We start from the raw sequence: 14,703 nt of genomic DNA, 5'->3' as shown, positions 1-14,703 counted from the left end.
CGCTCGGATCCTGCATGCGTCGCGGGCGGGATGGGGCACGCGTTCATTCCGACTCCGTCGCGTGTCCCGGCGCGCGGCTCAGCAGATGCGTGCGCTTGTCGGCGGCGAGCGACACGTAGCGCTCGTACTGGCGCAGCACGTCGGCGATCACTTCGTCGCCGCGCAGGTATTCGATGTCGTAACCGAGCCGCCCGTCCTCGAAGAACGTGATGATGCCGTACACGTGCGGGCGCGCCGACTGCGGCTCCGCCGCTTCGCGCATCAGGAATGCGGGCGCGGTTTTCGCGGTCACGCGCACGCCGTAGACAAAATCGCGCTGCTCGGCGGTCGGCACCGTGAGCCGCACCGCATCGTCGCTGTCGCGCTGCACGTGCGCCTCGACGCCGCCCGCGCGCAATTCGTCGGCGACCTTGCGCAGCGCGGGCATCACGGTGTCGGCGACGAACTGGCGCGCATCGGCCTCGGTCGTCTGGCGCAGGATGTGCGTCAGACGATGGCGCCAGTGCTGGCCGGTCCAGAAGCTCGTCGCGGGCGCGACGTCCTGCGAGTAGTGCGCGCGATCGGCGGCGAGCCCGCGCCAGAGGCCGTAGCACAACGCGAGCATGATGATGGCCACCGGCAACGCGGCCATCAGCGTCATCGCCTGCAGCGCGCCGAGGCCGCCGGCGACGAGCAGCACGGCTGCCGTCACGCCGAGCAGCGCGGCCCAGAACAGCCGTTGCCAGACCGGCGAACGGGCCGCGCCGCGCGTCGCGATCTGATCGATCACGAACGCGCCGGAATCGGCCGACGTGACGAAGAACACCGCGATCAGCAGGATCGCCACGATCGAAAGCAACTGCGATAGCGGCAGGAAATCGAAGAAGCGGAACAGCAGGGCGTCGACGTTGGTGGCCGTCTGCGCGAGCGCACCGGCCGCGCCGTGCGTGTCGAGCCAGATCGCGCTGTTGCCGAACACGGTCATCCATACGAGGTTGAACGCGGTCGGCACGAGCAGCACGCCGATCACGAACTGACGGATCGTGCGGCCGCGCGAAATGCGCGCGATGAACATCCCGACGAACGGCGACCACGACACCCACCACGCCCAGTAGAGAATCGTCCAGCCGCCGAACCAGCCTTCGTCGCGCGGCGGCGCATACGCATACGTCCGGAACGACAGGTCGACGAGGCTCGACAGATACTGGCCGATGTTGTCGCTGAGCGCGCGCAACAGGAACGTGGTCGGCCCGACGATCGCGACGAACGCGAGCAGCAGGAATGCCAGCAGCAGATTCAGCTCGGACAGGCGCCGCACGCCCTTGTCGAGGCCGCTCGCCGCCGACAGGCCCGCGAGGATCACGACCAGCGCGACGAGTCCGACGCGAAACGCGTTGCCGCCCGTATCCCAGCCTGCGACCGTATGCAGCCCGGCGCTGATCTGCATCACGCCGTAGCCGAGCGTCGTCGCAATGCCGGCGACCGTGCCGACCAGCGCGAACGCGTCGACCGCGTGGCCGATCCAGCCGTTCACGCGCTCGCGCAGCACCGGATACAGCCCCGAGCGCAGCGTGAGCGGCAGGTTGTAGCGAAAGCCGAAGTACGCGAGCACGAGGCCCATCAGCCCGTAGATCGCCCACGCATGAAAGCCCCAGTGAAAGAACGTCATCAGCATCGCTTCGCGCGCGGCGCCGGGCGAAGCGGGCTCGACGGTCGGCGGCTTCAGGAAGTGCTGCATCGGCTCGCCGACGCCGAAGTACATCAGGCCGATACCCATGCCGGCCGCGAACAGCATCGCCGTCCAGGACACGAAGCTGAATTCGGGCTCCGCATCGTCGGGGCCGAGCCGGATGTTGCCGAAATCGCTGGCCGCGATCAGCACGAGGAACACGAGAAACGCCGTGACGGCCAGCACATAGAACCAGTCGAAGCGCGCGACGACCCATTGCTGGCCGGCGCTGAACAGCGCGCCGGCCTCGTCGGGCAGCAACGCACAGACGACGAGCAGCGCGCCGATCAGCGCGAGCGACGGCAGTACGACCTGCGGCTTGAACGTGGTACGCGGCGAGGAACGGGAATCGGGCATGGCGGGCATCCAGTAGCGGGTGCAACGAAGCGCGACGCCGCCCCGGCCGCGCATCGCGCGCCGGACCCTGATGCGGCGTGCATCGAATGTACCCCGGTGTCGGGACTGCAGAAAGGGTCGTGCAGCAAAATCGAGCTGACGAATTGTAAGGTATTCGACGAATAAGGGAAAACCCGAATGACGCGCGCGCCGCGTGCGAAGGGCGCGCACCCGCGTGACAACCCTGATGAAAGTTTATTTTTTTCGCCTTGCGGATTGTGTAAATTGATTTACATCTTCGTTGCGGCCTGCAGCTCATGACGCTTTCCGTTCCTCCCGATGTCGGTGCCGACGAACCCGCGATCGCCGAGCGCATTGCGGCCGCGATGCCGTCGATGACGCCGATCCACCGGCGCATGGGCGAGTTTGTGCTCGCGAATCCGTTTCGCGCGGCGACGATGCGGATCGACGAGCTCGCGCTCGCGGTGAACGCGTCGATCGCGACCGCGAACCGCTTCGCGAAGGCGCTCGGCTTCGACGGCTATCCGGCGATGCGCGCGGCGCTCGTGCGCGGTTTCGAGGCGACGCTCGCGCCGGTCGAACGGCTGCGCTCCGCGCAGGAGCAGGAGCCCGGCGTGCGCGGCAGCGCCTGGATCGACACGGTGTTCGATCAGGCGGTCGCGAATATCGAGAACACGCGCGCGCAGCTGAACGCCGCCGACGTCGAAGCCGCCGTCGAGGCGATCGTCGGCGCGCGGCGCGTGCTGATTCTCGGCGCCGGGTCGAGCGCGTTTCTCGCGGGGCTGATGGAGCACGGGCTCTCGGTGTGTCACGACAACGTGCAGTCGCTCGCGCTGCTCGGCGGCCCGTCGCATGCGGCGCGGCGCCTCTACACGGCCGATGCGCGCGACCTCGTGATCGCGCTCGCGTTTCCGCGCTACGTGAAGGACACGGTCGAGCTCGCCACGCGGGCGGCTGCGCGCGGCGCACGCGTGCTCGCGATCACCGACGGCCGTGAATCGCCGCTCGCGCCGATCGCCTCGCTGAGTCTGTACGTGAAGGCCGAGCGGCGCTTCGCGGCGACGTCCGAGGCGGCCGTGCTGGCGACGATCGAAGCGCTGATCGACGCGGTCGCGCTGCGCACGCACCGTTCCGCGAAATCCGCGGCCGAGATGACCGAATTCGTGCTGCCATGGCTCGTGCAGCCGCAAGCGGCCGTTCCCGCTCCGAACCTTTCCTTTCCCCGCCCGGACCCATCATGACTTCACCCGCGATCGTCGCGATTCACGGCGGCGCAGGCACGATCCTGCGCGATGCAATGGACACCGACACCGAACGGCAGTACCGCGCGGAGCTGACTGCGATCCTGCAGGCCGCGCAGGCAGTGCTGGCCGAGGGCGGCAGTGCGCTCGACGCGGTGACGGTCGCCGTGCGCATGCTCGAAGACTGTCCGCTGTTCAATGCGGGCCGCGGTGCGGTCTATACGGCGGAAGGCAAGCACGAACTCGATGCGGCGATCATGGACGGCGCGACGCGAGCGGCCGGTGCGATCTGCTGCGCGACGCGCGTGCGCAACCCGGTGCTCGCCGCGCGGCGCGTCATGGAGGCGAGCGAGCACGTGCTGTTTGCCGGCGCGGGCGCCGATGCGTTCGCGGCCGCGCAAGGGCTCGAACTCGTCGAGCCGGGCTACTTCGATACCGACGCGCGTCATGCGCAGTGGCTCAACGCACGCGCGGCGGCCGGCATGATGCTCGACCACGATGCGGCGACGTTTGCGTTCGGCGCGCCGCGCCGCGCGGAGCCGCTGGATCCGGACCGCAAGCACGGCACGGTCGGCGCGGTCGCGCGCGATCTGCAGGGGCACGTCGCCGCGGCGACCTCGACCGGCGGCATCACGAACAAGCAGCCGGGACGCGTCGGCGACTCGCCGATCATCGGCGCGGGCTGCTATGCGGACGACGCGACCTGCGCGGTGTCCGCCACGGGCACCGGCGAGATGTTCATGCGGCTCGCGGCCGCGCACGACGTGGCGGCGCAGATCGCCTATCGCGGCGCGACGCTCGCGCAGGCCGCCCACGACGTCGTGATGAACCAGCTGCCGCGGCTCGCGGGCCGCGGCGGCATCATCGCGGTCGATGCGTTCGGCAACGTCGCGATGCCGTTCAACACCGAAGGGATGTATCGCGGCCATGCGCGCGTCGGCGCCGCGCCGGTCGTCGGCATCTATCGCGACGACGATGCGAGCTGATGCCGCCGTGTTCGAGGAGACCCGCATGAAACCGAGTCCGTCCGGTCTGATGCTGCCCGAGCAGCGCGTCGTCGCCGTCGACGATCTGTCGGTGATGTTCCGCCGCGAACGCGCGACCTTCGACGCGGTGCGCCACGTGTCGTTTCACGTCGATCGCGGCGAGACGCTCGCGATCGTCGGCGAATCGGGTTCCGGCAAGTCGGTCACGTCGCTTGCGCTGATGCGGCTCGTCGAGCATGGCGGCGGCGAGATCACGAGCGGGCGGATCGCGCTGCGCCGCCGCGGCGGCGCAGTCGTCGATCTTGTGCAGGCGAGCGCCGCGACGATGCGCGGCATTCGCGGCGCGGACGTCGCGATGATCTTCCAGGAGCCGATGACGTCGCTGAACCCGGTCTTCACGGTCGGCGACCAGATCAGCGAGGCGATCGCGCTGCATCAGGCGAAGTCGCCTGCGCAGGCGCGCGCGGAAGCGTTGCGTCTGCTCGACCTCGTGCGCATTCCGGAAGCGCGCCGCGTGTTCGCGCGCTACCCGCATCAGCTTTCGGGCGGGATGCGGCAGCGCGTGATGATCGCGATGGCGCTGTCGTGCCGGCCGGCGCTGCTGATCGCCGACGAGCCGACGACCGCGCTCGACGTGACGATCCAGGCGCAGATCCTGCAATTGATTCGCGGGCTGCAGGACGAGATGAACATGGGCGTGATCTTCATCACGCACGACATGGGCGTGGTGGCCGAAGTGGCCGACCGCGTGCTCGTGATGTATCGCGGCGAAAAGGTCGAGGAGGGCGCGTCCGAGCGCATCTTCGCGACGCCCGCGCATCGCTACACGCGCGCGCTGCTCGCGGCCGTGCCGCGGCTCGGGTCGATGCACGGCACCGACGTGCCGGAGAAATTTCCGCTGCTGAACGCGGAGGCGACCGCGCCCGCTGCCGCATCCGCGACGGCGGCGCCCGCGGCGAACGACGATGCGGACGAGCCACGCGACGCGCGCGCCGGCGCGCCTGCCGACACGCAGCCGCGCGTCGATCCCGCGGCGCCGCCGATCCTGCGCGTGCGCGATCTCGTCACGCGCTTTCCCGTGAAGAGCGGGCTGTTCGGTCGCGTGTCGCAATACGTGCACGCGGTCGAGCGCGTGAGTTTCGAGCTGCGCGCGGGCGAAACGCTCGCGCTCGTCGGCGAATCGGGATGCGGCAAGTCGACGACCGGCCGTTCGCTGCTGCGTCTCGTCGAATCGCAGAGCGGCGCGATCGAGTTCGACGGCCGCGACATCAGCGCGTTGACCGGGCACGACCTGCAGGCACTGCGGCGCAACATCCAGTTCATCTTCCAGGACCCGTTCGCCTCGCTGAATCCGCGCCTGACCGTCGGCTTCTCGATCATGGAGCCGCTGCTCGTGCACGGCGTCGCGAGCGGCCGCGACGCGCAGGCGCGCGTCGACTGGCTGCTCGACAAGGTCGGGCTGCCGCGCGACGCCGCACGCCGCTATCCGCACGAATTCTCGGGCGGCCAGCGCCAGCGGATCGCGATCGCGCGGGCGCTCGCGCTGAATCCGAAGGTCGTGATCGCGGACGAGTCGGTGTCGGCGCTCGACGTGTCGGTGCAGGCGCAGATCGTCAATCTGATGCTCGACCTGCAGCGCGAGCTCGGCGTCGCGTATCTGTTCATCTCGCACGACATGGCCGTCGTCGAGCGCATCAGCCATCGCGTCGCGGTGATGTATCTCGGCCAGATCGTCGAGATCGGCCCGCGCCGCGCGGTGTTCGAAGCGCCGCAGCATCCGTATACGAAGAAGCTGATGAGTGCGGTGCCGATCGCCGATCCGGCGCGCCGGCACGCGCCGCGCCAGCTCGCCGCGGACGAGATTCCGAGCCCGATCCGCGCGGTCGGCGACGAGCCGGTCGTCGCGCCGCTCGTCGCCGTCGGGCCCGATCATTACGTCGCGACGCATCGCGTCGGCGGCGCGTACTGACGCCGCGTCGCGCGCGTCTGCGAGGCAGTGTGTTTGTCCGGCGCGGGGCAGTCGATTCCGCGTCTTCCGTCACGCGTCACAGAACCATGCACAAGGAGCCAGCCCTTATGAACAAGTCGCTTTCGTTGCCGATGTTCCGTCCGCGCGCGCTGCTCGCCGCCGGCGCGAGCGTGTTCGCGCTGACGGCCGCGCTGCCCGCGTTCGCGCAGCAGACCGCGGTGATCGCAGTCGACCAGACGTTTACGACGATGGATCCGTACGACGCGAACGATACGGTATCGCAGGCGGCCGCGAAGTCGTTCTACGAGGGCTTGTTCGGCTTCGACAAGGACATGAAGGTCGTCAACGTGCTCGCGACCGGCTACGACGCGTCGCCGGACGCGAAGGTCTACACGATCCATCTGCGCAAGGGCGTGAAGTTCCATGACGGCAGCGACTTCAACGCGGACGCCGTGAAGGCGAACTTCGACCGCGTGACCGATCCGGCGAACAAGCTGAAGCGCTACAACCTGTTCCGCGTGATCGAGAAGACCGAAGTCGTCGATCCGTACACGGTGAAGCTTACGCTGCGCGAGCCGTTCTCCGCGATCATCAACACGCTCGCGCATCCGTCGGCGGTGATGATTTCGCCGGCCGCGCTGAAGAAGTGGGGGCGCGACGTCGCGCTGCATCCGGTCGGCACCGGGCCGTTCGAGTTCGTCGAATGGAAGCAGACGGACGACCTGAAGGTGAAGAAATTCGCCGGCTACTGGAAGAAGGGCTATCCGAAGATCGACGCGCTCGACTGGAAACCCGTGATCGACAACAACACGCGCGCCGCGCTGATGAAGGCCGGACAGGCCGACATGGCGTTCCGCATTCCGTACGAGCAGGTGCCCGACCTGAAGAGCAATCCGAAGCTCGACATCGTCGAGCGGCCGTCGATCGTCGCGCGCTACGTGTCGCTGAACATGCAGCAAAAGCCGTTCGACAACCTGAAGGTGCGCCAGGCGCTGAACTACGCGATCAACAAGGAGGCGCTCGTGAAGGTCGCGTTCTCGGGCTTCGCGACGCCGTCGACAGGCGTCGTGCCGCCCGGCGTCGAATTCTCGACGAAGACGGGCCCGTGGCCGTACGATCCGGCGAAGGCGCGCGCGCTGCTGAAGGAGGCCGGCTATCCGAACGGCTTCGAGACGGTGCTCTGGTCCGGCTACAACAACACGACGTCGCAGAAGGTGATCCAGTTCCTGCAGCAGCAGCTCGCGCAGGTCGGCGTGAAGGCGCAGGTGCAGGCGCTCGAATCGGGCGAGCGCGTATCGAAGGTCGAGAGCGCGCCGGATCCTGCCACCGCGCCGGTGCGGATGTTCTATATCGGCTGGTCCGCGTCGACCGGCGAAGCGAACTGGGCGCTCACGCCGCTGCTGGCTTCGGCATCGATGCCGCCGAAGCTGTTCAATACGGCGTACTACCGGAACCCGGCCCTCGACGACGACCTTTCGAAGGCGCTGCAGACCGTCGATCGCGCGAAAAAGGCCGAGCTCTACGGCGATGCGCAGAAGCGGATCTGGGCCGACGCGCCGTGGATCTTCCTCGTGCAGGAGAACATCGTCTATGCGCGCAGCAAGCGGCTGCACGGCATCTACGTGATGCCGGACGGGTCGTTCAATATCGACGAGGTCTCGATGAACTGAGCGCGCTCGCGCGCATCGCGGCTTGCCGGCGCAGTGTGTCGATCGCGCCGGCAAGCGGCCCCTGTTCGGTGTCCCCATGCTGACTTTCATCATCAAACGGCTGTTCGGCCTGCTGCCCACGCTCGCGATCGTCGCGGTGCTCGTGTTCCTGTTCGTGCATCTGCTGCCGGGCGACCCGGCGCGGCTCGCGGCCGGCCCCGAAGCCGACGACGCGACGGTCGCGCTCGTGCGCGCCGATCTCGGCCTCGATCGGCCGCTGCCGACGCAGTTCGCGAATTTCTTCGTGAAGATCGCGCACGGCGATTTCGGCGTATCGACGCGCAGCAAGCGGCCGGTATCGACGGAAATCGGCGAGCGTTTCATGCCGACGCTGATGCTGACGATCGTCAGCATGGCGTGGGCGACGCTGTTCGGGATGGCGATCGGCATCGCGTCGGCCGTATGGCGCAACCGCTGGCCGGACCGGCTCGGGATGACGCTCGCGGTGTCCGGCATCTCGTTTCCGGCGTTCGCGCTCGGCATGCTGCTGATGGAAATCTTCTCGGTGAAGCTCGGCTGGCTGCCGGTCGTGCCGGACGGCACGTGGAAGAGCTACGTGCTGCCGTCGCTTACGCTCGGCGCGGCGGTCGCGGCCGTGATGGCGCGTTTCACGCGCGCGTCGTTCGTCGAGGTGATGAACGAGGACTTCGTGCGCACCGCGCGCGCGAAGGGCGTGCACGAGCCGAAGGTCGTGCTCAAGCACTGCCTGCGCAACGCGATGATTCCGGTCGTCACGATGATGGGGCTGCAGTTCGGCTTCCTGCTCGGCGGATCGATCGTCGTCGAGGCGGTGTTCAACTGGCCGGGGCTCGGCCGGCTGCTCGTCGATTCGGTGACGATGCGCGATTACCCCGTGATCCAGGCGATCGTGCTGCTGTTCTCGCTCGAATTCATCCTGATCAACCTGACCGTCGACGTGCTCTACGCGGTCATCAATCCGACCATCCGGTTCAAGTGAGGTGCGCATGAACGCAACCGTTCCGAGCCCGGCCGCGCCCGCCGAGACCGCGGTGCGCACGCCGTGGCGCGAATTCTGGCGCAAGTTCCGCAAGCAGACGGTCGCGCTCGTCGCCGGCGGATTCGTGCTGATGCTCGTCGTGCTCGCGTTCGTCGGCCCGCACGTCGTGCCGTTCGATCCGGAGAACTACTTCGACTACGACGCGCTGAACGCGGGCCCGTCGGCCGTGCACTGGTTCGGCGTCGATTCGCTCGGCCGCGACATCTTCAGCCGGATCGTCGCGGGCACGCGGATCTCGCTCGCGGCCGGCTTCTTCTCGGTCGCGCTCGGCGCGCTGATCGGCACGCTGTTCGGGCTGCTCGCCGGCTACTACGAAGGCTGGTGGGACCGCATCACGATGCGCATCGCCGACGTGCTGTTCGCGTTTCCCGGCATCCTGCTCGCGATCGGCGTCGTCGCGATTCTCGGCAACGGGATGATCAACGTGATCTGCGCGGTCGCGATCTTCAGCATCCCGGCGTTCGCGCGGCTCGTGCGCGGCAACACGCTGATGCTCAAGCACATGACCTACGTCGAGGCCGCGCGCAGCATCGGCGCGTCCGACTGGACGATCATCATGCGGCACATCCTGCCGGGCACCGTGTCGTCGGTGGTCGTCTACTTCACGATGCGCATCGGCACCTCGATCATCACGGCCGCGAGCCTGTCGTTCCTCGGGCTCGGCGCGCAGCCGCCGACGCCCGAGTGGGGCGCGATGCTGAACGAAGCGCGTGCGGACATGGTCGCCGCGCCGCACGTCGCGATTTTTCCGAGCCTCGCGATCTTCCTGACCGTGCTCGCGTTCAATCTGCTCGGCGACGGCCTGCGCGACGCGCTCGACCCGAAACTGGAGCGTCGCTGATGCGCACCGTGCCGAGGTGGAACGGCGCGTTGCCCGCCGGCCCGCGCGACTCGATCGCAGACGTGCCGGGCGTGACGGTCGGCCATTGCACGCTCGACGACGGCGCGGTGCAGACGGGCGTCACGGTCGTCAAGCCGCACGCGGGCGATCTGTACCGCAGCAAGGTGCCGGCCGGCGCGGCCGTGATCAACGGCTTCGGCAAGAGCGTCGGGCTCGTGCAGGTCGACGAGCTCGGCACGCTCGACACGCCGATCGCGCTGACGAACACGTTCGGCGTCGGCACGGTCGCGCAGGCGCAGATCCGTGCGGCCGTCGCCGCGAATCCGCAGGTCGGCCGCGACTGGCCGACCGTGAACCCGCTCGTGTTCGAGTGCAACGACGGTTATCTGAACGACCTTCACGCGTTCGCGATCGCGCCCGCGCATTACGACGCCGCCTGCGCGGCCGCGTCGCGCGAGGTCGCGCGCGGCGCGGTCGGCGCGGGGCGCGGGATGTCGTGCTTCGATCTGAAGGGCGGCATCGGCTCCGCATCGCGCGTCGCGATCGCGGCCGAGCGGCCCTATACGGTCGGCGCGCTCGTGCTCGCGAATTTCGGCCGGCTGCCGATGCTGACGCTCGGCGGCGTGCCGGTCGGACGCATCGTCGTCGCGCGGCAGGCGGCGGGCGAGCCGGTCGCGCCGCCGGAGCAGGGCTCGATCATCATGCTCGTCGCGACCGATGCGCCGCTCGACGCACGGCAACTGTCGCGGCTCGCGCGCCGTGCGGCGGCCGGGCTCGCGCGCACCGGCTCGGTGTACGGGCACGGCAGCGGCGACATCGCGCTCGCGTTCTCGACCGCCTATACGATCGCGCACGATGCCGATTACGTCGCGCTGCCGGCGCTCGTCGCCGATGCCGCACTCGACCCGCTGTTCATGGCCGCGGCCGACAGCGTCGAGCACGCGATCGCCGACGCGTTGCTGCAGGCTGTCACGGTCGTCGGCCGCGACGGGCACGTGCGGCGCGCGCTGCGCGACGCGGTGCCCGACCTCGACCGCCTGCTCAACGAAGGACCGACCACCATTCAACGATGAAGATCCTGATCTCGACCGATATCGAAGGCGTCGCCGGCGTGTTTGCCGTCGAGCAGACGCGTGCCGGCAATCCCGAGTACGAACGGGCGCGGCGCTGGATGACCGCCGAAGCGAATGCGGCGATCGAAGGCGCGTTCGCGGGCGGCGCGCAGTCCGTGTGGGTCAACGACTCGCATGGCGGTTTTCGCAACCTGCTGCCGGACGCGCTCGACGCACGCGCGCGCGTCGTGCTCGGCAAGCCGCGCAGGCTCGGGATGATGGCGGGCCTAGAACGGCAGCCGGACCTCGTGTTCATGATCGGCTATCACGCGAAGTCGCAGACGCGCGGCGTGCTCGCGCACACGATCAACACCTTCGCCTTTACGCAGGTCTGGCTGAACGGCGTCGAGCTCGGCGAGGCGGGGCTCTATGGCGCGCTCGCGCGCGAATACGGCGCGCACGTCGTGCTCGCGTCCGGCGACGACGTGTTCGCCGAAGAAACGCAGCCGCTGTTTCCCGATGCGCGTTTCGAGACCGTGAAGACGGCCGGCGGTGCATCGAGCGGCGACACGCTGACGCCGGCCGCCGCATGCGCGCGAATTGCGATCGCGGCGCGTGAAACGGTCGCGCGCGCGGTGGCGAGCGGATTGCGCGCCGGCGCGCATCGGCCGGTGCCGGCGCACTGCACGCTGCGTGTACAGACGCCCGCGATCGCCGATCTGTTCTGCGTGCTGCCGTCGCTCGAGCGCGTCGATGCGGTGACGCTGCGTTTCGACGGGCCGTCGGTCGAGCACGTGGTGCGCACGCTGAACAGCTTGTCGGCGATGTCGTTCATGCTGCGCTGAGGCGGCGCCGCCGCGGCGGCAGCGGACAAAAAAACGCGCGTCTGCCGGATTCTGCAGCCGCGCTCAAAGGCACTCGGTCGGCACAGACGCCCGGCGGCATGCGGCGGGCCGCCTGGTCTGCGGGTCACTCGTTCATTGTTTCCTAATACGATTCAATGACGTCGGGTTGCGGTCGATAAGACAGAATAGGATGCGGATCACGCAAGCCAAAACCCGTCGTGGCGACGATGCATGTGCGCGCGCAGCATGCGCGTCGTCTACGCTTCGTCGCGCGCGCACGGCGGCCCGTCCGGGCGCCGTTCCCGCCGCCGCCTGCGGCGCTTGCGCAACGCAGCATCGATTCATCGCGCAAACGATAACGCCGCGTGCCGCGACGCCGGATTCGGCATCGCGACACGCGGCGTCGTGACACGCGAGCCGGCGTCGGCCGGCGCGCGCGTTACACGTCGAAGAACACCGTTTCGTCCGGGCCCTGCATCCGGATGTCGAAGCGATAGACGACCGGCCGGCCCGGCTGTGCGTCGCGCTTCGCGACCAGCGTCGCACGGCGCTCGGCCGGCACCGCGTTCAGCACCGGGTCGTTCGCGTTCGCCGCCGCTTCGTCGTCGAAATACAGGCGTGTGAACGCGTGCGTGAGGATCCCGCGCATCATGACGGTCACGTTCACGTGCGGTGCGTCGTCCGCGCCGATGCGGCTAGGCTTGACCGTCTCGACGACATAGCGATGCTGCGGATCGGTGCCGGTGCCGACGCGTGCGAAGCCCGTGAAGCCGGACTTCGCGATGTCGTCGCGCGATGCCGGATAGCGGCCCGCGCCGTCCACCTGCGTGAACTCGAGGATCGCGTCGCTGACGACGTTGCCGTCGCCGTCGAACACCTGGCCGACCAGCAGCACGTGCTCGCCTTCGGCGTGCGGTGCGGCGAGCGTCGGCGTAAACAGGCTCTTCAGATCGTAGTCGTACTGCTGCGGACACAGGCCGTAGGCAAAGTACGGGCCGACCGTTTGCGAAGGGGTTTGCTTCAGCGTCGTCATGGTTCAGCGCTCCATCGGGGTGGCGTCGCGGCCGCGCAGCACGATGTCGAATTCGTAGCCGAGCGCATAGCCTTCTTCGGTAATGTCCATCGAAAAGCGCGAGATCAGCCGCTCGCGCGCGGCTTCCGGCGTGCCCTGGAAGATCGGGTCGTATGCGAGCAGCGGATCGCCGGGGAAGTACATCTGCGTGACGAGACGCGAGCCGAAATAGTCGCCGAACAGCGAGAAGTGGATGTGATTCGGACGCCACGCGTTCGGATGGTTGCCCCACGGGTATGCGCCGGGCTTGATCGTCAGGAAGCGGTAGCGGCCTTCGTCGTCGGTCAGGCAGCGGCCGGCGCCGAGGAAGTTCGGATCGAGCGGCGCGTCGTGCTGATCGACCTTGTGCACGTAGCGGCCGGCCGCGTTCGCCTGCCACACTTCGACGAGCGTGTTGCGCACCGGCTTGCCGCCTTCGTCGAGCACGCGGCCCGTGACGACGATTCGCTCGCCGAGCGGCTCGCCGTTCTTCACGGCGTTTTTCGTCAGATCGTGATCGAGCGGGCCGAGATCCTCGGCGCCGTAGACGGGCGCGTACTGGTCGCGCAGCTTTTCCTTCAGCGGGATCAGCGGCCGCGTCGGGCCGCGTTTGACCGACGAGCGGTACTCGGGATGGACATACGCGGGATGCGACGGCCAGTCGCGCGGCGTGAGGATCGTGGGGGCATCCATCGGGCGTCTCCTGAAGATGTTTCGACAAGTGGATGGCAGGACTTTAGCCAATCCGGAAAGTTATGCAAAATGACCTTTTTTCGCGGATCGCATAACGGGCGGTTATGCATTTGCCGAGCGTGCCGATTCGCGTCGTGCCGCGTGCCCGCGGGCGTCGGGCGGGCCGTGAGACACGTCGTCGGCGAGCTCTTTCCGCCGCGCTGCCGACCCCGGAGCTCGGCTCGCTTCGGTTTTGCCGAAAAGTTATGCAAAATGGCACTTTATCGCCCATCGCATAACGATCTGTTATGAATAATCGAATCGCGGACGGCCGCGTCAAGTTCCGGCATCTGCAGTGCTTTCTCGCGGTCGCGCAGCTGGGCGGCGTGCAGAAGGCCGCGGAAAGCCTGTCGATCACGCAGCCGGCCGTATCGAAGACGATCGCCGAGCTGGAGGGCATTCTCGGCGTGAAGCTGTTCGAGCGCGGCCGCCACGGCGCGCAGCCGACGCGCGAAGCGCAACTCTTCATGCCGCATGCCAACGCGTGCGTGCTCGCATTGCGGCAGGGCGTCGGCTTGCTCGCGCGCGAGGGCGGCGCGGCTGCCGCGACGCTCGAGATCGGCATGCTGCCGACCGTCGCCGCGTCGCTCGCGCCCGCACTGATGAAGGCGCTGGCCGCACGCTGGCCGCGCGCGGTCGTGCGGATCGCGACGGCGGCCAATACGGAACTGCTCGAACGGCTGAAGGCCGGCGCGATCGAATGCGCGATCGGGCGCTTGTCGGAGCCCGAGCGCATGGTCGGGCTTGCGTTCGAGCAGCTGTACAACGAGCCGCTCGTCGCGGTCGTGCGCGCCGGCCATCCGCTGCTCGCAAGCGCCGCGCCGGCCGCCGAGCTCGCGCGCTATCCGGTCGTGCTGCCGCCGTACGGTACGCTGATCCGCCAGTCGGCCGAGCAGCTGCTCGGCGCGTGCGGGGCGCCGCCGCTCGATGCGTTCATCGAGGTGCTGTCGGTGTCGGTTGCGCGTGCGCTCGCGCTCGAGAACGATGCGGTGTGGTTCGTGCCGCTGTATGCGGCCGAGTACGATCTGTCGGCCGGCGCGCTCGCGCGTCTGCCGCTGCCGGCCGCCGGCACCGACGAGCCGGTCGGACTGGTGCTGCGGACCGACGCGCAGCCGACGCCCGTCGCGCGCACGCTGATCGATGCGGTGCGCGATATTGCGCGTGCGCGCTTCGGCGACGCGCGGCCGCGCCGCG

Annotated in this window: 12 protein-coding genes; 9 read left to right on the top strand and 3 right to left on the bottom strand. The window is 68.5% G+C overall.

Annotated features, from left to right (window positions below; all coding sequences use genetic code 11):
- Positions 1-43 precede the first annotated feature (43 nt).
- A complete protein-coding gene (locus HMPREF3115_RS24590; protein ID WP_070556488.1) occupies positions 44-2,065 on the bottom strand; it encodes a BCCT family transporter in 2,022 nt (673 codons plus the stop codon).
- 296 nt (positions 2,066-2,361) lie between these two features.
- Between HMPREF3115_RS24590 and HMPREF3115_RS24585 the strand changes: the two genes are divergently transcribed.
- The 8 genes from HMPREF3115_RS24585 (at position 2,362) to HMPREF3115_RS24550 (ending at position 11,726) form a co-directional block, all read left to right on the top strand.
- The gene (locus tag HMPREF3115_RS24585; protein ID WP_006403766.1) at positions 2,362-3,306 is read left to right on the top strand and encodes a MurR/RpiR family transcriptional regulator; all 945 of its coding nucleotides are present in this window, start codon (positions 2,362-2,364) and stop codon (positions 3,304-3,306) included.
- Positions 3,303-4,292, top strand: a complete 990-nt coding sequence (locus tag HMPREF3115_RS24580; RefSeq protein WP_053298644.1) for an isoaspartyl peptidase/L-asparaginase family protein — start codon at positions 3,303-3,305, stop codon at positions 4,290-4,292. Before HMPREF3115_RS24585 ends, HMPREF3115_RS24580 begins: the two co-directional genes overlap by 4 nt.
- 25 nt (positions 4,293-4,317) lie before the next feature.
- A complete protein-coding gene (locus HMPREF3115_RS24575; RefSeq protein WP_070556486.1) occupies positions 4,318-6,261 on the top strand; it encodes a dipeptide ABC transporter ATP-binding protein in 1,944 nt (647 codons plus the stop codon).
- 107 nt (positions 6,262-6,368) lie between these two features.
- On the top strand, positions 6,369-7,931 hold the full coding sequence (gene gsiB, locus HMPREF3115_RS24570) for a glutathione ABC transporter substrate-binding protein GsiB (protein WP_006403763.1): 1,563 nt from the start codon (positions 6,369-6,371) through the stop codon (positions 7,929-7,931).
- Positions 7,932-8,007: 76 nt separating this feature from the next.
- The gene (gsiC, locus tag HMPREF3115_RS24565; RefSeq protein WP_070556464.1) at positions 8,008-8,928 is read left to right on the top strand and encodes a glutathione ABC transporter permease GsiC; all 921 of its coding nucleotides are present in this window, start codon (positions 8,008-8,010) and stop codon (positions 8,926-8,928) included.
- Positions 8,929-8,935: 7 nt separating this feature from the next.
- Complete coding sequence (gene gsiD, locus HMPREF3115_RS24560) at positions 8,936-9,829, top strand: glutathione ABC transporter permease GsiD (RefSeq protein ID WP_006403760.1); 894 nt, start codon at positions 8,936-8,938, stop codon at positions 9,827-9,829.
- Positions 9,829-10,902: a DmpA family aminopeptidase gene (locus HMPREF3115_RS24555; protein ID WP_070556461.1), complete on the top strand. Its 1,074-nt coding sequence runs from the start codon at positions 9,829-9,831 to the stop codon at positions 10,900-10,902. Before gsiD ends, HMPREF3115_RS24555 begins: the two co-directional genes overlap by 1 nt.
- On the top strand, positions 10,899-11,726 hold the full coding sequence (locus tag HMPREF3115_RS24550) for a M55 family metallopeptidase (protein ID WP_070556459.1): 828 nt from the start codon (positions 10,899-10,901) through the stop codon (positions 11,724-11,726). Before HMPREF3115_RS24555 ends, HMPREF3115_RS24550 begins: the two co-directional genes overlap by 4 nt.
- Positions 11,727-12,165: 439 nt before the next feature.
- Here the strand turns inward: HMPREF3115_RS24550 and pcaG are convergent, their stop codons facing one another.
- Both pcaG and pcaH read right to left on the bottom strand, forming a co-directional pair.
- On the bottom strand, positions 12,166-12,759 hold the full coding sequence (gene pcaG, locus HMPREF3115_RS24545; protein ID WP_070556457.1) for a protocatechuate 3,4-dioxygenase subunit alpha: 594 nt from the start codon (positions 12,757-12,759) through the stop codon (positions 12,166-12,168).
- Positions 12,760-12,762: 3 nt separating this feature from the next.
- Complete coding sequence (gene pcaH / locus HMPREF3115_RS24540) at positions 12,763-13,470, bottom strand: protocatechuate 3,4-dioxygenase subunit beta (protein ID WP_006399888.1); 708 nt, start codon at positions 13,468-13,470, stop codon at positions 12,763-12,765.
- 287 nt (positions 13,471-13,757) lie between these two features.
- Between pcaH and pcaQ the strand changes: the two genes are divergently transcribed.
- A partial coding sequence (gene pcaQ / locus HMPREF3115_RS24535) for a pca operon transcription factor PcaQ (RefSeq protein ID WP_070556456.1) occupies positions 13,758-14,703 on the top strand: 946 nt, incomplete at its 3' end.

Source organism: Burkholderia sp. HMSC10F09, assembly GCF_001806955.1.
Taxonomy (GTDB): domain Bacteria; phylum Pseudomonadota; class Gammaproteobacteria; order Burkholderiales; family Burkholderiaceae; genus Burkholderia; species Burkholderia multivorans.
This window is presented reverse-complemented; position numbering and strand designations above follow the sequence as displayed.